The 21,557-nt window shown below is 38.3% G+C and carries 22 protein-coding genes and 1 other annotated feature; of the genes, 2 read left to right on the top strand and 20 right to left on the bottom strand.

What is annotated here, in order from left to right; translation table 11 throughout:
- Nucleotides 1-2: 2 nt before the first annotated feature.
- The gene (gene hisS / locus AC6CHJ_RS04925) at nucleotides 3-1,292 is read right to left on the bottom strand and encodes a histidine--tRNA ligase (RefSeq protein ID WP_498287480.1); all 1,290 of its coding nucleotides are present in this window, start codon (nucleotides 1,290-1,292) and stop codon (nucleotides 3-5) included.
- 79 nt (nucleotides 1,293-1,371) lie between these two features.
- Nucleotides 1,372-1,611 (bottom strand) — a binding site (T-box leader).
- Nucleotides 1,612-1,860: 249 nt separating this feature from the next.
- Between hisS and AC6CHJ_RS04920 the strand changes: the two genes are divergently transcribed.
- Entirely contained in the window at nucleotides 1,861-3,693 is a 1,833-nt protein-coding gene (locus AC6CHJ_RS04920) for an N-acetylmuramoyl-L-alanine amidase family protein (protein WP_498287479.1), read from the top strand.
- 160 nt (nucleotides 3,694-3,853) lie between these two features.
- On the opposite strand, the gene panD is transcribed toward AC6CHJ_RS04920, so the two are convergent.
- The 8 genes from panD to dapB form a co-directional block, all read right to left on the bottom strand.
- The gene (gene panD, locus AC6CHJ_RS04915; protein ID WP_066786117.1) at nucleotides 3,854-4,240 is read right to left on the bottom strand and encodes an aspartate 1-decarboxylase; all 387 of its coding nucleotides are present in this window, start codon (nucleotides 4,238-4,240) and stop codon (nucleotides 3,854-3,856) included.
- A 2-nt stretch (nucleotides 4,241-4,242) separates the two neighbouring features.
- Nucleotides 4,243-5,094, bottom strand: coding sequence for a pantoate--beta-alanine ligase (gene panC / locus AC6CHJ_RS04910; protein WP_498287477.1), 852 nt, complete (start codon nucleotides 5,092-5,094; stop codon nucleotides 4,243-4,245).
- Nucleotides 5,091-5,930, bottom strand: a complete 840-nt coding sequence (gene panB / locus AC6CHJ_RS04905) for a 3-methyl-2-oxobutanoate hydroxymethyltransferase (protein ID WP_498287475.1) — start codon at nucleotides 5,928-5,930, stop codon at nucleotides 5,091-5,093. The genes panC and panB overlap by 4 nt, the downstream gene beginning before the upstream one ends.
- 213 nt (nucleotides 5,931-6,143) lie before the next feature.
- Nucleotides 6,144-7,127 carry a biotin--[acetyl-CoA-carboxylase] ligase gene (locus AC6CHJ_RS04900; protein ID WP_147193929.1) on the bottom strand — a complete coding sequence of 328 codons (984 nt, stop codon included), beginning with the start codon at nucleotides 7,125-7,127 and terminating at the stop codon, nucleotides 6,144-6,146.
- Nucleotides 7,111-8,298 (bottom strand): CCA tRNA nucleotidyltransferase, encoded by a 1,188-nt coding sequence (locus AC6CHJ_RS04895; RefSeq protein ID WP_498287473.1) that lies wholly within the window; start codon nucleotides 8,296-8,298, stop codon nucleotides 7,111-7,113. The genes AC6CHJ_RS04900 and AC6CHJ_RS04895 overlap by 17 nt, the downstream gene beginning before the upstream one ends.
- Nucleotides 8,291-9,427: an N-acetyl-alpha-D-glucosaminyl L-malate synthase BshA gene (gene bshA / locus AC6CHJ_RS04890; RefSeq protein ID WP_498287471.1), complete on the bottom strand. Its 1,137-nt coding sequence runs from the start codon at nucleotides 9,425-9,427 to the stop codon at nucleotides 8,291-8,293. The genes AC6CHJ_RS04895 and bshA overlap by 8 nt, the downstream gene beginning before the upstream one ends.
- Nucleotides 9,428-9,442: 15 nt before the next feature.
- Complete coding sequence (mgsA, locus tag AC6CHJ_RS04885) at nucleotides 9,443-9,847, bottom strand: methylglyoxal synthase (RefSeq protein ID WP_147193936.1); 405 nt, start codon at nucleotides 9,845-9,847, stop codon at nucleotides 9,443-9,445.
- 14 nt (nucleotides 9,848-9,861) lie between these two features.
- On the bottom strand, nucleotides 9,862-10,659 hold the full coding sequence (gene dapB, locus AC6CHJ_RS04880; protein ID WP_249775980.1) for a 4-hydroxy-tetrahydrodipicolinate reductase: 798 nt from the start codon (nucleotides 10,657-10,659) through the stop codon (nucleotides 9,862-9,864).
- Nucleotides 10,660-10,874: 215 nt separating this feature from the next.
- On the opposite strand from dapB, the gene AC6CHJ_RS04875 reads away from it, so the two are divergent.
- A complete protein-coding gene (locus AC6CHJ_RS04875; RefSeq protein WP_066786098.1) occupies nucleotides 10,875-11,741 on the top strand; it encodes a YitT family protein in 867 nt (288 codons plus the stop codon).
- Between the two features lie 72 nt (nucleotides 11,742-11,813).
- Here AC6CHJ_RS04875 and AC6CHJ_RS04870 read toward each other — a convergent pair whose 3' ends face one another.
- The 11 genes from AC6CHJ_RS04870 to hisC all read right to left on the bottom strand — a co-directional run bounded on the left by AC6CHJ_RS04870 (nucleotide 11,814) and on the right by hisC (nucleotide 21,537).
- A complete protein-coding gene (locus AC6CHJ_RS04870) occupies nucleotides 11,814-12,497 on the bottom strand; it encodes a zinc metallopeptidase (protein WP_498288511.1) in 684 nt (227 codons plus the stop codon).
- Between the two features lie 47 nt (nucleotides 12,498-12,544).
- Nucleotides 12,545-13,153, bottom strand: coding sequence for a lipoprotein heptaprenylglyceryl N-acetyltransferase LhaT (gene lhaT, locus AC6CHJ_RS04865; protein ID WP_147193938.1), 609 nt, complete (start codon nucleotides 13,151-13,153; stop codon nucleotides 12,545-12,547).
- A gap of 149 nt (nucleotides 13,154-13,302) precedes the next feature.
- Nucleotides 13,303-14,070, bottom strand: coding sequence for a menaquinol-cytochrome c reductase cytochrome b/c subunit (locus tag AC6CHJ_RS04860; RefSeq protein ID WP_066786093.1), 768 nt, complete (start codon nucleotides 14,068-14,070; stop codon nucleotides 13,303-13,305).
- A 41-nt stretch (nucleotides 14,071-14,111) separates the two neighbouring features.
- On the bottom strand, nucleotides 14,112-14,786 hold the full coding sequence (gene qcrB / locus AC6CHJ_RS04855; RefSeq protein ID WP_066786091.1) for a menaquinol-cytochrome c reductase cytochrome b subunit: 675 nt from the start codon (nucleotides 14,784-14,786) through the stop codon (nucleotides 14,112-14,114).
- A 21-nt stretch (nucleotides 14,787-14,807) separates the two neighbouring features.
- Nucleotides 14,808-15,311, bottom strand: a complete 504-nt coding sequence (locus AC6CHJ_RS04850; protein WP_066786089.1) for a QcrA and Rieske domain-containing protein — start codon at nucleotides 15,309-15,311, stop codon at nucleotides 14,808-14,810.
- A gap of 265 nt (nucleotides 15,312-15,576) precedes the next feature.
- Nucleotides 15,577-16,026, bottom strand: a complete 450-nt coding sequence (locus AC6CHJ_RS04845) for a DUF2487 family protein (RefSeq protein ID WP_066786086.1) — start codon at nucleotides 16,024-16,026, stop codon at nucleotides 15,577-15,579.
- A 47-nt stretch (nucleotides 16,027-16,073) separates the two neighbouring features.
- Nucleotides 16,074-16,625 carry a ReoY family proteolytic degradation factor gene (locus tag AC6CHJ_RS04840; RefSeq protein WP_066786083.1) on the bottom strand — a complete coding sequence of 184 codons (552 nt, stop codon included), beginning with the start codon at nucleotides 16,623-16,625 and terminating at the stop codon, nucleotides 16,074-16,076.
- A 17-nt stretch (nucleotides 16,626-16,642) separates the two neighbouring features.
- Nucleotides 16,643-17,896 carry a tetratricopeptide repeat protein gene (locus tag AC6CHJ_RS04835; protein ID WP_498287469.1) on the bottom strand — a complete coding sequence of 418 codons (1,254 nt, stop codon included), beginning with the start codon at nucleotides 17,894-17,896 and terminating at the stop codon, nucleotides 16,643-16,645.
- A 131-nt stretch (nucleotides 17,897-18,027) separates the two neighbouring features.
- A complete protein-coding gene (gene aroA / locus AC6CHJ_RS04830) occupies nucleotides 18,028-19,323 on the bottom strand; it encodes a 3-phosphoshikimate 1-carboxyvinyltransferase (RefSeq protein WP_498287467.1) in 1,296 nt (431 codons plus the stop codon).
- 19 nt (nucleotides 19,324-19,342) lie between these two features.
- Nucleotides 19,343-20,440 (bottom strand): prephenate dehydrogenase, encoded by a 1,098-nt coding sequence (locus AC6CHJ_RS04825; protein WP_498287466.1) that lies wholly within the window; start codon nucleotides 20,438-20,440, stop codon nucleotides 19,343-19,345.
- Nucleotides 20,437-21,537: a histidinol-phosphate transaminase gene (gene hisC / locus AC6CHJ_RS04820; RefSeq protein ID WP_498287464.1), complete on the bottom strand. Its 1,101-nt coding sequence runs from the start codon at nucleotides 21,535-21,537 to the stop codon at nucleotides 20,437-20,439. Before hisC ends, AC6CHJ_RS04825 begins: the two co-directional genes overlap by 4 nt.
- Nucleotides 21,538-21,557 lie beyond the last annotated feature (20 nt).

Below are 21,557 nucleotides of genomic sequence, written 5' to 3'. Positions count from 1 at the left end.
CTTTACTTTTCCTCCATTTGCTTCTGCTTCTGTTTTGTTAAATATTCTACTAAATCGAAGATCGGCACTTTCTCTTGATCGCCTGTAGCCATATGTTTTACAGCCACTTGTTGTTCCGCTAATTCTGTTTCACCTAGCACGATAACCCATGTAGCCTGTTTTCGGTCGGCTGACTTCATTTGCGCTTTCATTTTGCGGTCCGTGTAATCAAGCTCTGTTGAAATGCCTTTTGCTCGGAATGAGCTAGCTAGCTCAACCGCTTTTAATTTCGCATCTTCATCCATAGCAACAATATACATATCTAACTGGTCTTCAATATCCAACTCTTTGCCTTCTGCTTCCAATGCTAGTAGCAAGCGTTCAATACTCATACCAAAACCAATACCTGGTGATTCAGGTCCACCAATTTCTTCTACTAAGCCGTTGTATCTTCCGCCACCACATAATGTTGTGATGGAACCAAAGCCTTTTGACGTACTCATAATTTCAAATGCTGTGTGATTGTAATAGTCTAATCCACGTACTAGGTTAGGATCCACTTCATAAGAGATGCCTAAGACATCTAAATACTGTTTTACTTTGTTGAAGTAATTCGCAGATTCTTCGTTTAAATAATCTGTCAATGCTGGAGCAGTCGCCATTAACGGATGATCATGATCTACCTTACAATCCAAAATACGTAAAGGATTTTTTTCTAATCGCGATTGGCAATCTTGGCAGAATTCATCAATATGTGGCTTAAAATGATTAACTAGAGCTTCTCTGTGATTTGCACGTACCTCTTGATCCCCCAGTGAATTGATGACAAGTTTCACATCTTGAAGTCCTACCTTGCTATAAATATTCATAGCTAGGGAAATTACTTCTGCATCAATAGCTGGGTCTTTGCTTCCAATTGCTTCTACACCAAATTGAACAAATTGGCGATAACGACCAGCTTGTTGTCGTTCATAACGGAACATTGGCCCTAAATAAGATAGCTTAATCGGCTGATCTGGCTGGCCAAACATTTTATGTTCTACATATGATCTAACAACACCTGCTGTACCTTCTGGGCGCAATGTTAATGAACGATCCCCTCTATCTTTAAACGTATACATTTCCTTTTGTACGATATCAGTGGTGTCACCTACGCTACGCGTATACAATTCAGTACTTTCAAAAATTGGTGTGCGGATTTCTGGATAGCGGTAAAGATGACATAGCTCACGGATAATCTCCTCAACTTTTTGCCATTTTTCTGTTACACCAGGTAATAAATCCTGCGTACCTCTAGGAACTTTAAAATTCATAGTAGAACTCCTTTCTATTTTAAAAAAGATCAACTAGTGCTTAATCCTAACAAAAAAGGCCCTCGCCCCCTGCATAAATGCAAGGGACGAGAGCTCTATAGCTTCCGCGGTTCCACCCTAGTTGATCTAGTATAATGACTAAATCCTCTCAAATCGGATAACGGCCGATTCCGTTTCCCCCTACTAGAACCATGTCCGTTCGAAGAAAAGCCTCTCAAGTGTTATTCACAAATCAGTACGATGGAAAAGCTTGCAGCCACGGCTTATTCCTCTCTAAAAAGTACTTGCTGATTGTTACTTTCTTGGTCTTTGGCGATCAATTTTTTAGATAATACTTATAATATCATTTCTAAGGAATATGTCAACTATTGCTCTATCTTTGTTTGATCTAGGTTTTCTTGTATATTTTATATTTTTTTATCATCAAAATTTTAACAAAATTTAAAAGCTGTATTTATGAAGTTTTCCCGAAAGATGTGGAATAAAGGAAAAATTTTTTATTAAACTATCAAAAAAGTTGTAGTTTTTTATGACTTTTCATCTTACAATGTAGAAAAGGAGGAAAAACATGGATACTAATAATCGAAAGAAAGCGACCATTGTCACACTTTGCTTATTGCTAGTGTTTTCATTATTTGCAGTCATACCAAAAGCAGAAGCTGCTACAGTAAAATTGAAGGTGACAGCGAATGCTTTAAATGTACGAAATGCACCAACTACGTCTAAATCACGTGTCCTTTTTAGCATCAAAAAAAATACTGTTGTCACCAAATTAGCCAAAAAGGGTTCATGGTATAAAGTAAAGTACAAAAATAAAACAGGTTGGGCTTCAGCTACTTATTTAAAAGTGGTCAAGCAGACACTACAGCCTCTTAGCAACACAACAAAAGTAGTTTTATCCAAAACAAATGACCTAAACATTCGCAAGAGTAACACTACTTCTTCTACAATAGTTGGAAAAATGCAAAAGGGAGAAAGTGCAACCTATAAGGCTAAAAAAGGCGATTGGGTACAAATTAGTAAAGGATCTATTACTGGGTGGGTAAACGCTGCTTATGTAACTGTTTCTACTAAACCTTCTATGACAGCAGCTGCAGCTAATTATTATTTCGCGGTGACAGCAAATTCTTTATCTGTACGCGCTGAACCTTATGCCGATTCCAAGCTGCTCACATATGTAAAAAAGAATGAATCTCTTTTAATTTCACGAATTGCCAGCAATGGGTGGATTGAGGTTACTTATAAAACAGGAAAAAAAGGCTGGGTACTTTCAAAATACGGCAAACAGCAAAAGAAAGAACCAATTACAAATTCTGTTACAATTGTTGTGCCTGAACAAACAACTTACTACTATATTACAGAGCCAACAGGTCTCACGATGCGTAACAGTTATAGTGTGAACGCAAAGTCACTTGGACAAACTATACCCAATGAAACTAAGGTACAAATCTTAAAGCAAGCTAGTAACGGATGGATTTATGTAAAATATAACGATGTAGAAGGATGGATTAACGGGAGCTCATACTATGGATTTGCTTCAATTGAAAATATTTCATTTACATCAAGCATACCATCTAAGACTTCTTACTTCGTAATGAAAGCTGATACATTGAATATTCGTTCATTGCCTTCTACAGTAGCACCTACATTAGGAAAAGCTTCAAAAGGCAATTACTTTAAAATCTTACGTATTTCAAGCAACAATTGGGTACAGGTTCAATATAACTCAAAACAAAAAGGCTGGATCTCAGCGAATACTAGCTCTAGTACCATTACAACAAAAAAACCAACAACTTCTGTATCGAATCCTTTAAAAGGCTCGCTAACAGGGTTGAAAATTGTAGTAGATGCAGGTCACGGTAAACAAGATTCCGGCGCTGTCGGCAATGGAGTCTATGAAAAAACATTGAATCTTTATGCAGCACGCGCTGTCAGAGACGCAATCCAAGCAGTCGGTGGTGCAGTTTCTATGACACGTAATAGTGATAATGAATTTTTGACACTGGATCAACGTTCGTTCTATGCTGCAAAGGTCGGAGCCAATGCCTTTATCAGTGTTCATCATAATTCTGGTCCTGCAGCAGCAAGTGGTTATGAAAGCTACTATACATCATCTGCTAAGGTTTCTAGCTATAACTTTGCAAAAATAATTAACGATGAAATTACGAAAGCCATAAAAGATGAATATCCAAATTACAATATTCGGAAAGCAAACAATAGCGCGCTTAAAGATAAAAGTCTTCAAGTAACACGCGTGAACTCGGTTGTATCTATTCTCTTAGAGCTTGGTTTTGTTTCCAATAAGGATGACGTCAAGCTTGTGAACACAGATGATTTCCGCGAAACTGTTGCAGAAGGTGTTGTAAATGGGCTTTTAATCTACTTTGGTCGTAACAAGTGATAAAACGAAAATGGAATAGCATATAAAAAACCGAACTATAGTGCGATTATCATCACACTTGTTCGGTTTTTTATTTATCTTTGAATTCAAATTCTATTAAAATTATTATTATTTTGTTTTGAAAGAGACGAATTTTGTTTTATCCGATCCTCTTTATATATTAAACGATAACCGTAGCTTCTGGTTCATGCTGAAGCATTTGTTTAATCTGATTGTGCTCATTTAAAATGGCAACTGCTGGTTTATGATTCAAAGCTTCTTCTGCTGTCATATAGCCATAAGCGATAATAATAACTATATCTCCCGGTTGCACGAGCCTAGCAGCAGCACCGTTTAAGCATATAACTCCTGAACCACGCTCTCCAGCAATAGTATACGTTTCAAAACGAGCCCCGTTATTATTATTTACAATTTGTACTTTTTCGTTTGGCAAAATGCCGACTGCTTCCAATAAATCTTCGTCAACTGTGATGCTGCCGACATAATTCAGATCAGCTTGTGTCACTGTTGCACGGTGTAATTTAGATGTCATCATCATTTTTAACATTTTTATATCTCCTCAGTAGAAAAAAGAATATTATCAATTAAACGTACTTCTGAAAAATAAACAGCAGCAGCGACAATTAATTTTTCCGTATTCGCCTGTACTTCCTGCAAATCCGGATAGCTCCAGACTTCTATATAATCAATCCGGCCGCTTGTATTAGCATGGATATATTCTTTTGCTGTTTCAATGGCTTGTTTTTTATCTTGATGTTGCAAGAAATCTTGTTTTGCCAAAAGTAACGCTTGTTGAATGAAAGGGGCTTCTTTTCTTTCCTCACTTGTTAAGAAAACGTTACGAGAGCTTTTGGCTAGGCCGTCTTCTTCTCGCACAATCGGCACACTGCATATTGTAACAGGGAAAAAGTAATCCCTTGCCAGCATTTCAATTAGCGCTAACTGTTGTGCATCCTTCTGACCAAAATATGCATTTGTTGGTTGCACAATATGGAACAACTTCGTCACAATTTGCAATACTCCATTAAAATGGCCCGGTCTGCTCGCGCCGCATAATATAGATGTAGCAGGCCCTGCAGCAAATTGAATTCCGCCATCTGTTCCATACATCTCTTCCACTGAAGGGACAAATAAATAATCTACTCCAGCCTTCTCTGCTATTTCTCGATCCCTTTCCAGATCCCTAGGATAGCTTTCGTAATCTTCATTGGGACCGAATTGAGTAGGGTTTACAAAATCACTCAACACCACTATTTCATTATCTCTTCTTGCTGCATCAATCAGTGATATATGCCCCTCATGCAAATACCCCATCGTGGGAACTAATGCCACGCTTTTATGTGCAGAGTGAAACTCTTTTAGCTCTTTTTGCAATCCTGCAACTGTTGATATTACTTTCATCTTTTTATGCCTCCATACAATTCATCTATCGTCTCTTCAGACATAGTAAATTGATGTTTAGGAGCCGGAAATTCATTGTTTTTTACAGCATTGCAAAATGAAGTGATACCCTTGCTTATTTCTGAAGCAACATCTGCATATGTCTCTACGAACTTTGGCAAATGATGATTGCCATATCTTAATACATCATGATAAACAAGCACTTGCCCATCGACATTGCGTCCAGCCCCAATTCCGATTGTCGGTATGCGTAATTCTTGCGTAACAATTTCAGCTAATTGATGCGGTACACATTCCAAAACGAGAGCAAATGCTCCCGCCTCCTCTAATGCTTTGGCATCTTGGATTAATTTTTTGGCAGCTTCAGCATTTTTACCTTGTACTTTAAATCCGCCTAAAATAGCAGCAGACTGCGGCTGCAATCCAAGGTGCCCCACAACTGGTATACCTGCATTAATCATTCTTTTGATAGAAGGGAGTAACATCCCTGCCCCTTCTACCTTTAAGGCATTTGCACCTGTTTGCTGAAATAAGCGTACTGCATTTTTCAAGGTTTCTGTCTCATCGCCATGGTAACTGCCAAATGGCATATCAACTACGATAAATGTATCTCTTGCTCCATTACGTGTTGCTTTTCCATGATGGATCATATCATCCATCGTCACATTGACTGTAGAATCGTAGCCTAGTACCACCATCCCAAGCGAATCACCAACCAATATCATATCGACTCTGCTGCTTTCCACAAGCTGTGCAGAGGGATAATCATAGGCCGTAATCATTGTGATTTTCTCGTTCAATTCTTTCATTTTGATAAAATCCGTTGTCGATTTCATTATTTTTCCTCCTTTTTGAAGAGGAAGAAAACAAAACCCTTCTATCTTAAAGGATAGAAGGGCAGAATTTTCGTAAAGCAATCGTTTTCTTCCGTCCCTGTCTAGTCGATCAAGGCAGATCAATTATTGTAATAGTGTCGTTTTGGAGGTACAGTTCCGAGTTGGATACTGTCCTAGACTCACTATAACAAGTTCTATAACAATTGCCAATATTTATTTTTCTAATTCGATGTCAGCTGAGATAATTTCTTTTATAGTTCCATCATCTAACAGCAATTGCAGGACACCATCTTTTGTTATACCGACAGCCTTGCCTATAAATGTTTCACGGAGAGTTGTTGCTTTAATTCGATTGCCGATTGTGCAAGAATTCTTTTCCCACAATGTTTTTATTTTCTCAAAACCTTCAGCTACATATTGCTTACTGAACGCTTCCATATAATAAAGAATTTTTGCTACAAGCGCCGCCCGATCAATTTCTTTACCAAGTGATATACGTAAAGACGTAGCAATCGACGCAATCTCTTCACCAAAATCTTCTTGCTGGTGATTAACATTTATGCCGATCCCCATAATAATCGCATTAACTCTATCGGGATCTGCTTGCATTTCAGTCAATATCCCTGTACATTTCATGCCATTAATCAGCAAATCATTCGGCCATTTTATAGCAGGGCTAACGCCTGTTACATCAAAAATAGCATATGTAAGAGCGACTGCAGCCACCAATGTAAATTGTGGTGCTTGATAAGGTGCCACATCTGGCCGCATAATAATGCTCATCCAGATTCCTTTTCCTTTTTGAGACTTCCACTCACGCATGAGCCTGCCTCTACCTTCAGTCTGTTCTTCACAAATTACTAATGTCCCATCAAGGGCTCCCTCTTGTGCTAACTGATGAGCAATTGTTTGCGTAGATGTCAGCGATTCTTCATAAATAATTTCTCTGCCAAAGCGCTTTGTTTCCAAAAGTGCTTTTATTTTTGATGGGTCAAGGGTATCCGGGCTTTTCTGCAATAGATAGCCTTTTTTACGTGTTGCTTCAAACTCATAGCCCTCTTCTTCTAACTGTTTCATATACTTCCATACCGCTGTACGTGAAATTTGGAGCTCATCTGCCAATTGCTGGCCAGAAATGGGCTTATCTTTTGCAGCTAATAAACGCTTTACAATTTCATATTTAATGGGTGTGTTCACGCAAAAACCATTCCTTTATCTGTTCAGTACTGTTAGACAGCCGATTTTCAAGAATTTCATTTAAAATCCTATTCAGCATTTCTTTTAGCCAAGGCCCACCTCTTTGACCGCTCCACTTTATTAGGTCTTGTCCACTCACTGCCAATTCTTGTTGGGACTGAATCGCTAAGCTACTTTTGATCTGGACTATGTCATACTGAGATCCAGGAGCCTTTACATTCTTGTTTAATTGGCAAGCAAACTCATATGCCGTTTCTAAAATATCTACATCATAGTCAAAGTAATCCCTTTTAGTCCATCCACCATCATTTAGCAATTGAAATGCTTCAACTACTGCTTTAACATATTTCTTTTCACTATTCGAACATTTTAATTGCGACAATATTGAAGCATCGTGATTAGGTTGTAAGAGAGTTAAAAATGCCCACCCTTTTACAGATTTTCCGTTAGGCTTAAAGCATCCCCAAGCCTCATAATGGCTATAATCCCCAGGCAGAAATTGTGACAGACTGCTATTTGAAATATGAAGAAATGCATTTTTCGGATAGCGGCTTATAAAGATTTTATCGAACTCTTGTTTTAAACGTTCCTTGGCAATAAAGCATATGTCTTCCGCCTGCTGTTTAATAGCCTCCAACGTATTGATTTCAATCTGGAACCCTAATTGTGCACTAAACCGTATGGCACGGAGCATTCTTAAAGCATCTTCCTTAAACCGCTTTGTTGGTTCTCCCACCGCTCGGATGATACGTCGTTCCATATCTTCCTTGCCACCATATAAATCAATGATTTCTTCATGGATGGTTAAAGCCATCGCATTAATAGTAAAATCGCGTCTTTTCAAATCTTCAGAGAGGGATGAGACAAACTTTACTTCATCTGGTCGTCTGTGATCCTGATACTTCCCTTCAGTACGATAAGTCGTTACTTCAATAGGGCTGAGCTTATGAATGACTAGCACGGTACCATGCGCAATCCCAACATCTGCTGTATTCGAAAAAAGTGCCTTCACTTCTTCAGGGTGTGCATTTGTTGCAACATCTACATCATGTACCAAATGCCCTCGCAGTAAATCCCTTACAGCACCACCTACAATGACAGCTTCATAGCCATGGTTAATTAATGTTTCCATTACATTAAAGGCTGCTTTCCAGGATTTCTGCTCATACATTTTTCTTTGCCACCTTTTCATAAAGCGCTTCATATTGTTCCACAATATGAGTAGAATGGAAATTTTGCTGGGCTGTTGCAATCGCATTTTCTTTGAATTGAAGGTGTTTTTCTTCATCTTGCAACAATTGAGCTGCATATTCTGCAGCTTTTTCTACATCTGCTAAATCAACTATATACCCATTTTCGCCATGTGAAATGACTTCTGGTATACCACCAATATTCGTACCTATGCCTGGCACGCCACAAGCCATCGCTTCCAACAGAACAAGACCAAATGCTTCTTTCTCAGACATAAGCAATTTTAAATCACTTATAGCATAAAGCTCTGATAGGTTTTCTTGCTTTCCTAAAAAGAGGATATCGTCCGCGAATGGTCCCTTTTTGATCTCATGCATAATCTTGCTCTTCTCAGGCCCATCGCCTACCAATAACAATTTTGCTGGCATTTTTTCTCTTACTTTTAAAAATGTTTGAATAACGTCCGGCACATGTTTAACTTTCCGGAAATTCGAAACATGAATCAGCACTTTCTCATCTTCCTGAATACCAAACTCTTTTTTGAGGACTGTGCAGTCTTGTGGTTTATATTCTCGTTCATCTACAAAATTATAGATGGTCTCAATCGGTTTAGTCGTATCAATTAATTCATATGTCTGTTGCTTTAAAGAATTGGATACAGCCGTGACAATATCCGATTTTTCTATGCCGTATTTAATAGCACTTGTTAATGCTGTGTCATATCCCAAAACGGTAACGTCTGTACCATGTAAAGTTGTGACGATTCCTACATTTTCTCCAGCCATATCCCTTGCTAAAGCCGCACATACTGCATGTGGGATAGCATAGTGAACATGAAGCAAGTCAAGTCCCTCACTTTGAATAACATCTGCCATCTTGCTCGCTAAAGCAATTTCATATGGGGGATATTGAAATACAGGATAATTGCTGACTTGTACTTCATGGTAAAAAATATTTGAATACATTTTATTTAATCTAAATGGCATGCTTGAAGTAATGAAATGTATTTCATGGCCTCTTTCAGCTAGCATTTTTCCGAGTTCTGTTGCCATAACACCAGAACCTCCAACAGTCGGATAACATGTGATTCCGATTTTTAATTTTTTCATCCGACCACAACCTTTCTAATCTTCTTGATGTTGTATTAAACGCCAATCCATAAATCCTTCTTGAAGTCCTTTAATTAATACTTCTGCTGTCCCCATGTTGGTCGCTAAGGGGACCTGATACACATCACTTAACCTCATTAGGGCAGAAACATCAGGCTCATGCGGCTGTGCAGTTAGCGGATCGCGAAGGAAGATTATCATATCCATTTCATTGTTAGCGACCATTGCTCCGATTTGTTGATCTCCACCTAAAGGACCTGAACGAAATCGGGTAATGTTGAGCCCTGTCGCTTCCATAATACGTTTACCCGTTGTACCTGTTGCAAACAACTCATGTTGTTGCAATATAGGACGATAAGCTGTCGCAAATTGTATGATATCTTCCTTTTTCTTATCATGTGCAATTAAAGCTATTTTCACTTGCCACACCCCTTTTATAGAATATTTTCAAGTCCATATACAAACTGGTTCAATTCCAGTACTTTTTCAATTGATAAGGTTAAGCCTGTCATAAAGGAATTGCGGTCAAACGAATCATGTCTTATGGTTAACAATTCCCCTGTGCCACCGAATAATACTTGCTGATGGGCAACTAATCCAGGCAGCCGCACACTATGTATACGCATGCCATCAAAATCGGCTCCGCGAGCTCCTTCTAATGTTTCACGCTCAGCCTCAGCTCCTTGACGGTGCGCCATACGATTTTCTTTAATCATCTGTGCGGTTTTTAGGGCTGTCCCTGATGGCGCATCCAATTTACCATCATGGTGCATTTCAATAATTTCTGTATCAGGAAAATAGGACGCAGCCATCTGAGCAAACTTCATCATTAAAACTGCCCCAATAGAAAAGTTTGGAGCAATAATGCAACCAATGCCTGCACTTTCTGATAAATACCTTAATTCTTGTAATTGGCTCTCCGTAAATCCAGTTGTGCCAACAACAGGCCGCACACCAGCAAAAAGTGCTGCCTTGGTATGTATAAATCCTGCTTCTGGTACAGTCAAATCAACGAAAACATCTGCTTGTACCGTTTCAAATAATGTTTGTATTGATGAAAAGACAGGAACACTATAAGTGGCGTCAAATTCCTGATACTGTGCTAAATTGGGAGCAATATTTTTATAATCAAACACAGCTACTAATTCCATCTTATCATCTCTCATTACAGTATGTACTGCATTTTGACCCATTTTGCCTCGGGGGCCTGCAATTGCAACTCGGATTACCATTTTCATCGTCCTTTCTCATTTCTACCATATATTTTATCTATTGTAGGCTTCTAGTTGAAAAAACCTTGGAAATACATGATAATATATTCTTGTGTTGATTTTTAGGTATTTCTACTAATAATGTAACATCTATTTGCCTTAATTACGATAAAGGACAATTATTTTTGTACATTTAAAGCTATTATATTCTATAACAAAAAGATGAGGTGAAGCTTATGCCAAAAATTAAAGTTAAAAATACATTATTTATTATTTTAGGCGCAGCATTATTCAGTTTCGGTTTTGTCCACTTTAATATACAAAACCATTTAGGTGAGGGCGGTTTTAATGGTATAACGTTAATTCTTTATAATGTATTAGGATGGGATCCAGCAATACTCAATTTAGTTTTAAATATCCCCATGTTTGTCATAGGATGGAGAATCCTTGGCAAAAAAACTTTTGTTTATACAATTATCGGAACTGTTTCGGTATCAGTATTTTTAAAAGTTTTCCAAATTTATCAATTCCCTATCGACTTGCACGATGATATGTTTTTAGTGGCGCTATTCGCCGGCGTATTCCTAGGCGCTGGTCTCGGCATCATTTTCCGTGTTGGGGGTACAACTGGTGGAGTTGATATTATTGCAAGGCTTGCAAATAAGTTTTTCGGATGGCCGATGGGTAAAACTATGTTTATGTTTGACGCTATCGTCATTATTTTATCTTGGTTAACATACTTGGATGCACGGTCTGTTATGTATACGCTAGTCTGTGTGTTTATCACCGCACAAGTAATCGATTTTGTACAAGAAGGTGCATACGCTGCGAAAGGTGCATTCATTATTTCTAAAAATAGTGATGAAATTGCAGCAAAGATTACTAAACAAATGGATCGTGGTGTTACTTTCCTAAAAGGTTATGGTTATTATACAAAAGAAGACCGAGAAGTTCTCTATTGTGTAGTGGCAAGAAATGAAATGTTTAGGCTAAAAAGCATTGTACTATCAGTAGATCCGCATGCATTTGTATCAGTTTCTGAGGTTCATGATGTAAGTGGTGAAGGTTTTACACTCGATAATCAAAAAAATCCGCTTGAATAACACAATTACATGCATATTAAAAAAAGCGAAGGGCCTAAAATGGCCCTTCGCTTTTTTTACTCGATCTTCGAATTAATCATCATTATTATTGCCCATACCTGTATAAATGAGCAACAAACGTAGTAACTCCATAACAGCTGTAGCAGCTGCTGCTACGTAGGTTAATGCTGCAGCACTTAAAACCTTGCGCGCATGAGGTTCTTCTTCATTTCTTATAATCCCTAAGTCCACTACTTGATGCATTGCTCGTCTTGAAGCATCAAATTCTACTGGCAACGTTACAATTTGGAAAAGCACACCAACTGCTAATAATACGATGCCGACTAACATTAATTGATGCATCGCGGTACTAAACATACCAATCATAATGAAAATCCATGAAACATTGGATGAAATATTAGCTGCAGGAACCAATTTAGAACGTAGCGTCAAAAAAGCATATGCTTCTTTATGTTGAATTGCATGGCCGCATTCATGAGCAGCTACAGCCGTACCTGCGACTGATGAATAATCATAGTTATCTGCTGAAAGAGCTACTGTTTTGCTCGTAGGATCATAGTGGTCTGATAGGACTCCTTCTGTTCTTACTACACGAACATTGCTCAATCCATTGTTATCCAATATAGTTCTTGCTACTTCTGCACCTGTCATGCCAGAAGTAGAGCGTACTTCAGAATAACGCCGGTATGTTTTCATTACTTTTCTCTGCGCATAAAGCGGCAGTAACATTAGTACAAGAAAATAAACGATATACATCGCTATTGACAACTAAACCATCCTCCTAATACTTACTTAATACTATTTTAATGGTTGTCGATTTTACTATCAAATAAAAACCTTTTTTTCATGGACCAATATGCAAGCGCGATACATAAAATGGATAACCAAAAAGTAAAGTAGCCAATCTGTGCAATATAATCAGATAGCATACTATAAATAGGCATTTGGCCAAACACATAGTCAATGATGACATCATGCAATGTCCAAGCTCCTGCAATAGCCACATGGATTAAACGAAACTTATATTTCGGGATATACAGAACACCTTGTACTGCCATAGCAAAATGAGAAATCACAAGCATCCAGCCATCGTAGCCGATTGATCCTAATTGTTGTAATGCCAACAGGTTCATTACTACAGCCCAAAGTCCGTATTTTACCAATGTAATCAATGCCAAAGCCTCTATTAAACGAAAGTGTTTCCCGAATAACCAGAATATAATGGCTATAGAGAAAAACAATGTAGCAGTAGGGCTATCAGGCACAAAAATTCTAAATATCGGCTTTGTATCAGCCAATTGACTACCATACCAAATATATCCGCCAATTGTTCCCAAAACGTTCACAACCAATAGTATCCATAAAAAGGCTTTGTGTGTTAAATACTGCCATATAATAAAACTAAACTTCATGTTGTCCTCCTGGTTATTTCCTTCATTCTTTATTTTGTATGTAAAATTACTGTATATGTATTGCTTTCTGATTTCCCTTATTTGTTGTTATAACAGAATCTCATTTACTGTAGAAAAAAAGAGCCAGTTTCCTGACTCTTCTCTCCATATTATTCAGCTTTTAATTCAGAAATGAATTTAGCTAATTTCTGTAAATCTTCATCTGAACCTTTATATTGTCCAGGTGGCATACCGCCTTTACCTTCATGAGCGATTTTTGCAATCTCATCAGGAGATAAACCAGTATTTGTCAGGTTTGGACCTGCTCCACCTTGAAGTTTATCACCATGGCAGTTAATACAAGATTGTTTTGCATATACTTTATAGCCAGGGTCTTCTTGGTCAATTTCAACTTCTTTCACAATTTGACCTTGCTTCTTAGCAGCAGCCCAGTCATGGTTTACAACAGATTCCCAAGTTAGGTAAACCATAGAAGCTAGCGCTAATAGCATAAATGCTACTGGAAGTGGGCGTTTAAGCGGTTTGCGTTCAGGACCTCTATCTAAGAATGGAGCTAACATTAAAGCACCAATTGCGATAGCAGGCACTACAATTGCACCAATTGTATTATAAGGGCCTGAAGCATATTCATATTTAAGTAATTGGTATAAGAATAAGAAATACCAGTCTGGCATCGGAATGTAACCTGTGTTTGTTGGATCCGCTTGTCCTTCTAGTGGCGACGGATGGGCAACAGTCAAGATTAAATACCCAACTAAGAATACAGCACCAACCATCCACTCTTTTAATAAGAAGTCAGGCCAGAACGGTTCTGTTTTGCCAGGATATTCGGAATAATCGGGTGGGTAAACGCTTTTATTGTTCTTTTCTTGAACACGCGAATCCCCTACGAATTTCATTCCTTTTCCTTTATGCATTTTGTCCCCTCCTTAAGGAAATATTAATGGCATTGTAAATCTTACAATGGGCCAGATATCCCTTGTCTACGAATCATGATAAAGTGAGCTGCGAGCAATGCAAGTAAGCCTGCTGGCAAGAAGAATACATGAATCGCAAAGAATCTAGTTAGTGTTTGAGCACCGATGATTGTTGCATCACCAGCTAATAAGATTTTTATAAGTTCACCAATAAACGGTACTGATGCTGCAATTTGAATACCTACTTTAGTAGCAAATAATGCTTTCATATCCCAAGGAAGCAGGTAACCTGTAAAGCCAAGGCCTAACATTACACAGAAGATTAGAACCCCAACGATCCAGTTCAATTCACGAGGTTTTTTATATGAACCTGTGAAGAATACCCGTAATGTATGAAGGAACATCATAACTATTACGAGAGAAGCGCCCCAGTGGTGCATACCACGCACGATTTCACCGAATGCTACCTCATTTTGGAGATAGTAAACTGATTTCCAAGCATTTTCAATATCCGGTACATAGTACATTGTTAAGAACATACCTGATAAGATTTGAATAACAGTAACGAAGAACGTTAACCCCCCGAAACAATATACGAATGCAGAGAAATGATGTGCAGGGTTTACGTGCTCTGGAACTTCATGGTCGGCAATATCACGCCAAATCGGTGTAATATCTAGGCGTTCATCGACCCAATCATAGATTTTATTAAGCACTGACGTCGTACCCCCTTACAATTATACTAATGTGTTTGCTCTTGTTTTTCCGATCATTACTAGACCGTCTTTTACTTTTACTTCAAATTCGTCTAACGGACCAAGTGGCGGTGTACCCGGAATATTTTTACCGTTTTTCTCGTAACGACCTCCGTGGCATGGGCAGTAGAATTGGTTTTTAAATTCTGGGCTGCCGTTCCAGTTGACAGTACAACCTAAGTGTTTACATACAGGTGAAAGTGCGATAATTTTATCGCCATCTTTATAAACCCACGCTGTATCTGTAACATCAGATTTGTACCAAGCGTCAACTTGCTCGAACTTAAAATCAACTTTTACAGGAGTTTCTGATAGCTCTGATGCTTTTTTATCAGTCATTACAAAATCTCCGCCAGCTTTCTTTTCTAGAACTGGGTCGATTGCAAAGCGAGCCATTGGCATAAGCATACCTGCTGCCATAAAACCACCAACACCTGTTAGTGTATAGTTCAAAAATTGACGTCTTGTGACACGATTGTTACTCATCCTTTTCCCCCCTCTAACTTCAGGTCAGTCCAATGGACAAACTTATACAAAATAGTAATACTAGGACATATCTATGATATATCAAGTAAAATGTTAGGTCAATAACGCTTTCAATTGTTTTAGACAGTTTTGTGAACATTTATCGAAAAAAGTGAAAGTTCCAATTGTTGATAACCTCCCTGCATACTATCGCTCTTAATCTGACAGTCCTTCATAATCCTGTTATAAAACAGCAGTTTAGGCTATTAGCATTTAGTATACAATTTTATTGATTTGACCATTTAGCCGATAACATTGGAATAACTTGTCGTAATTGGTCGCTAAGCACTTGTTGTCTAACTTTTTGATCCATATCGCTTAAAGGTATGGACGGCAACCACAAAACATCCTTCTCCGGCGCTAATTGTGTCCATTCATGATCACTTGTAATGAAGAAAACATATGTAAAACCGCTCGCTATTAACTCGTCATGCATAGCCGCTATCAATTCTTTTCTGTTTAAAGATTTGGTATATGTAACAGGTGAAGTTAATACAACCCTTCCTTTAAATTGCTGTTCCAGAAAATTTGTTAACGACATTAAGAATTCTGCCCCAGATGCACTCTGTTTTATACCTATTTCTGTTCCTTCTAACAAAACTAATGGAACGATTGCTGTATCTATAAATTGTTTATTCTTTAAAAATTCATCTATATCCTTGCTTGTCCAAAACATACTAACTCCTCCTCAAGATAAAACTTCATCCAAAAAGGATGAAGTTTTTATTTTTCTTCATTTTTTATTATATTTAATAGTGCAGATAACTTATAAAACTTCTCTTTGTCGTTCTGGTCTAGTGCTTCATCAATTTGTTTTAGAACAGCTTCCTCTTGAAAAGTTTTCATACTATCTTGCAAAATTTCCTCCGCCAACTGCCGATCCGACTCGCTGATTTGCAAATAATTTGGCATAAAAGGATTTTCCTCTAGTACTGTTAAGTATTCGCGGCTCGGCGGAACTTTAGGGAAGTTTAATTGAATGTACATTTCTTCGTTTGGGTGAAGCCTTAAATCGTGAAAGGATTTTTCTGCGTCTGCAGTCATAATGTTCTCACGGTAAAATCGGAATGGGATACCTGAGGAATCAGTTGTAGACATTACCATTGCTCTTGGACAGTAATGTGCTTCTTCTACAAAATGAATGCGTTCTAATAATTCATCATGGCCCAGCAGATAGTTTAAAATCCATACACATTCACGTCGTTTCATTTGGTATTTTTTTAAAAACCAACGAACAAATTCTTTTTTGTCCAAGACAGAAACGGATGCCGTCATTTTGCATGGGTCTCCTCTCATTCAAAAGTTTGTAAAAGATCTTGCCAAGCCGGTTCATCTGGCTGTAATGCTACCAACTGCCGAGCGACTTGCTGTGCTTCCATACGCTTACCATCTTCAATTAGGAAATAAACGTATTTTTCGAGGAACAGTGGATCTTCCTTGTGTTCAGTATATGCTAACTTATAAAATTCGTATGCACGTTTGAAGTTTTCTAATCGATCATATGAGAGAGCGGCAAACGCAGACAGCGACGACCAATCAAAATCATCTTTTTCAAGCTGTTCAATTAATTCGACTACCTCTTCATCTCTTTCTTCGTTGGAAAGTATGGATACGAGTGTAAGGATAGCTTCCATATACTCACTATCTAATGCAATCGCTTGGCGCAAATATTGCTCGGCCTCATTTGGTAAATTATTTTTCAATGCCATTTTGCCTGCGAACAAATATAGTTCTTTATCATATTCATCACGCATTATTCCCTCTTTTATTACTTCTAAAGCTTTTTTGTTGTCTTCTAACATAGCATGACTTTGAGCAAGCAATAAGTATGCGGAAAAATAGTCTGGATCCAGTGTTTTTAAATCTTCTGCATAGCGAATAGCAGTTTCATACATTTGACATTGAAAAGCAGAATACGCAGCGCCAAATAATAAATCTGGAGAAGTTTGATTTTCTAGTGCTTGCGTATAAAATTCATATGCTTCTTCAAATGCACCGCCAGCTCTATATACTTCAGCTAATCGTTCAACCAATCTCACACCAGCAATTTCTTCTGTATCTTTGTTTATTGAATGATAAAGCCTAGCTGCTTCACTGAAGCGTCCTATTTCCATTAAAAGCTCAGCTTTCGCAAATTGGAGAAGTGGCTCATCCGGCAATATTTCCAATGCTTCATTCATACGTTGCTCTGCAACTTCATATAAGCCTTGCATTTGATAATAATCGGCTAATGCAAGTAGGACCTGTGGATATTCTGGTTCTTCTTTACCGATAGACATTAGGTATTCAAGTGCCTGATCTTCTTCGCCACGCTCCATTAAAAGAGTGGCCCTATCAATCTTAAGCTGAACCTCATCTGGGAAAACATATTGTAAATGTTCCAATAGTTCATCTGCTTCATCTAAAAATCCGAAATTAATCAGTAGACCTGCAATCTCATATTGCATATCGGGATTAACTTTTAATAATACGTCTCCAAGCAAATCTTGAATTTCTTTTAAATCCCCTTGCTGAATCGCATCTATCATTTTTTTTTCAATATCCATATTGTCACCTGTTTTAACATTAATTTTTAAATCCTGATATATAAACTTAGTTTCTACAAATAAATAAGGATTCATTCTAATGCTACATGAGTGTCTCTTTTGGTACAAGAAAAAAACATTTTTCGTATTAATTATCGTGATTGTAAAATAGTCTCTAAATCTTCGAAGAAGTTCGGATAGGACACTGCAATGCAGTCGCTATCATCTAACTGAATAGCTCCTTCAGTTATCAATGCTGCGATTGCACCCATCATGCCTATACGATGGTCCCCATATGTTTGAAGCGATGCGCCATGGAGTGGTTTTCCTCCTTGGATAATCATGCCATCTTCTGTAGCTTCTATATCTGCTCCAAGTTTTTTTAATTCAGATACAACAGCAGCAATTCTGTCTGTTTCTTTGACTCTTAGTTCTGCTGCATCCCGAATAATCGTCTTTCCTTGCGCTTGTGTAGCTAAAAGAGCAATAATTGGAATTTCATCGATTAATAATGGAATTAAGTCCCCGCTAATCGTTATGCCATTTAAAGTAGATGTGCTAATTGTAATTGTTCCTCTAGGCTCATAAGCATGGTCATCTACGTTGGAAACCTCGATATCTGCACCCATTTCTTGCAGCACAGTGAGAATGCCTGCCCGCGTCGGGTTTAGCCCAACATTATGAAGTATAACATTGCTATTTTTTGCAAGTGCTCCTGCTACTAAAAAGAAGGCGGCTGATGAGATGTCACCGGGCACTTCAACATGAGCTGGGATGAGGTCTTGGCCGCCTTTATATGAAATTGTTCCATTTTCAGCTATAATTTCTGCGCCAAACTGTCTTAGCATTCTCTCTGTATGATCACGGGTTAAACCCTTCTCATAAATGGTAGTTGTTCCGCGTGCATGCATTGCTGCAAGCAAAATAGCAGATTTCACTTGAGCGCTAGCGACTGGCATTGTATATTCAATTGCTTGCAATGGATTACCCTTGATTGCTAGCGGAGTATACTGGCCATTCTCTCTGCCATTAATTTGCGCTCCCATCAAGCGTAAAGGATCTATCACTCGTCTCATTGGCCTCTTCCCAATAGAAGCATCGCCATTCAAGACAGTGTGTAATTTGGAACCAGCTAATATCCCTAACATCAAACGGGTTGTCGTCCCTGAGTTGCCTGTATCCAGGATGTCTGTCGGTTCTACCCAATCGGCCATCCCCTTGCTTTCAATCACAACATTCGTGCCTTCTACTTCTATCTTAACACCGAGTTTTCGAAAACAATCGATAGTGCTCAAACAATCATTGCCTAGCAAAAATCCGCTAACTGTCGTGCGTCCTTTCGCCATACTACCGAACATAATCGCTCGATGTGAGACCGATTTATCCCCCGGTATACTCAATTCTCCATGCAAGCTTGGTTTATGATAGTCTAAATTCATTTGATTCATAATCAAAACACCTGCCTCTTTATCTTATATAAACATCGTACTGGGTACGGCGCTTAATACAACTTGCTGCTTTTCCGCGATCTTCTTCGTTTTGAAAACTAACCACAAGGATACCATATACGTCTTCTCGTGTTTCTATAATACGAATATTTGTAATGCTGATCTGTTCTTCTGCAAAATAAGCAGTAATTTCTGCAATGCTACCTGGGTAATCAGGGACATCAATTGATAAATCATATGTAGAAAATAAAGCCCCTTTTGTACTCGGAAGCTGATCTCTATATTCTTTTGCATCGAAAAAAAACATTTCAATTTCATCCGCGTTGCCCGTTTCAAGAACCTCTTTTACTTTAGCCATTTCCTTTTGCCAACTAGTCAATTGAGCAAGTATCTGAATTCGATTTTGCATTGTGATATCACGCCATAACTTCGGGTTTGAAGAGGCAATCCTTGTGAGGTCTCTGAATCCTCCAGCCGCTAACATTTTTGTAGTTTCGTTTTGCGTGCTTTCTTCTTTTAATTGATTCACTAATGAAGCTGCCACAATATGAGGGAAATGGCTCACTACAGCTGTCATTTGATCGTGAGATGCTGCTGATACAGTTAAGAGCTTGGCCTTTGTATAAGAAAGTATTTCTTTTAACCTTTGTATTGTTGCTTCCTCTTCACTTTCTAGAGGGGTCAGCAAATAATAGGCGTTTTCAAATAAATATGGCTTTGCAGCTGAGATGCCACTTTTATGCGAGCCCGCCATCGGATGCCCGCCAATAAAAGTTATTCCTAATTTCCTTAGTTCACACGCTTTTTCCATAATTAATGTTTTTGTGCTACCTGTATCCGTAATAATTACATCTTTCTTTAGTGGCCAGTCCTTTATTAAGTCTAGCCAGTTTAACGTAGCATTTACAGGTGTTGCAAATAGTATTATGTCAGCTCTTTCTGATGTACTTTTAGGATCCAATGTTCCTTCTTGGATAATATTTAGTTCTAAGGCGGCATCAGTATTCTTTTCGTTTATATCATAGCCAATCACATGTAGATTAGGGGACTTCCGTAATGAAACCGCAACGGAACCGCCAATTAATCCTAAACCGACAATGAGAATAGTTTTCTTCATATTGCAACGCCTTGGTCTTTAAGGACATCTGTTAACTGTCTCAAGAAGCCTTCATTCTGTTCTTGCGTACCAATCGTCACCCGTACATACCCTGGTACGCCAAGTACATTGCCGCTTCTTACAATATACCCTTTTTCCATTAGTCTTTGGAAGACTATATCACTGTCAGTCTTCACTTCCATTAAAATAAAGTTAGTATCTGAAGGATAAAAATGAAGATTATGCGCTGTACAGAATTTCTCTATTAGCTGTTTACCCTTTTCATTTTCACTTCTGCACATATCAATGAAGGATTGATCCTCAACTGCTACACTTACTACGGCTTGACTTAATACGGTAGTGTTAAATGGTCCTCTAACAGGTTCCAATTTAGCAATAATCGGTTCTGAAGCCACTCCATAGCCAACTCGGAAAGAGGCTAATCCATAAGCTTTAGAAAATGTACGTAGGATAAGTAGATTAGGATATTCATCTATATACGAAAGCGTATTTCTGTATGTAGGGTTTGTTATATATTCAAAATAAGCTTCGTCTAGGACCACTAATACATCCTGAGGAACCTTGTCAAGAAATGCTGTAAGGGCACTGTCATCAATCACAACCCCTGTTGGATTGTTTGGACTGCATAGCCATACGACTGCTGTCTCATGATCTATCTGTTCAAACATCTCTACTAAGTCATGAGTACCGTCTTTCAAAGGAACCTCGCGTACTTCTGCTCCTTCAATTCTTGCATTTAATGCGTACTGTGAAAAAGTCGGCTTTGCCATTACTGTATTAACCCCTGGACGAAGAAGCGATCTTGATATAATGCTAATTAATTCGTCAGACCCATTGCCAAAAATAAGCTTTCGACCACTAACACCTAAATGCTCTGAGATGGTTGACCGCATATCAGTTGCTGCTCCATCTGGATATAAAGCAAAGTTGAATGCTTCTTTTGCTAAGAATTCTTGCACCTTGGGCGAACAGCCATATGGATTTTCATTTGAAGCAAGCTTATGAATAGTGCTTAGTCCGAATTCTTTCTGAACTGCTTCAATCGACTTTCCTGGCTGATATGCTTTTAGCCCCTCAATTTCTTTCTTCCATTTCATTGCACTCTCTCCTTCTATAT

The sequence above is a fragment of the Rummeliibacillus sp. GQ308 genome (assembly GCF_059759115.1).
This window is presented reverse-complemented; position numbering and strand designations above follow the sequence as displayed.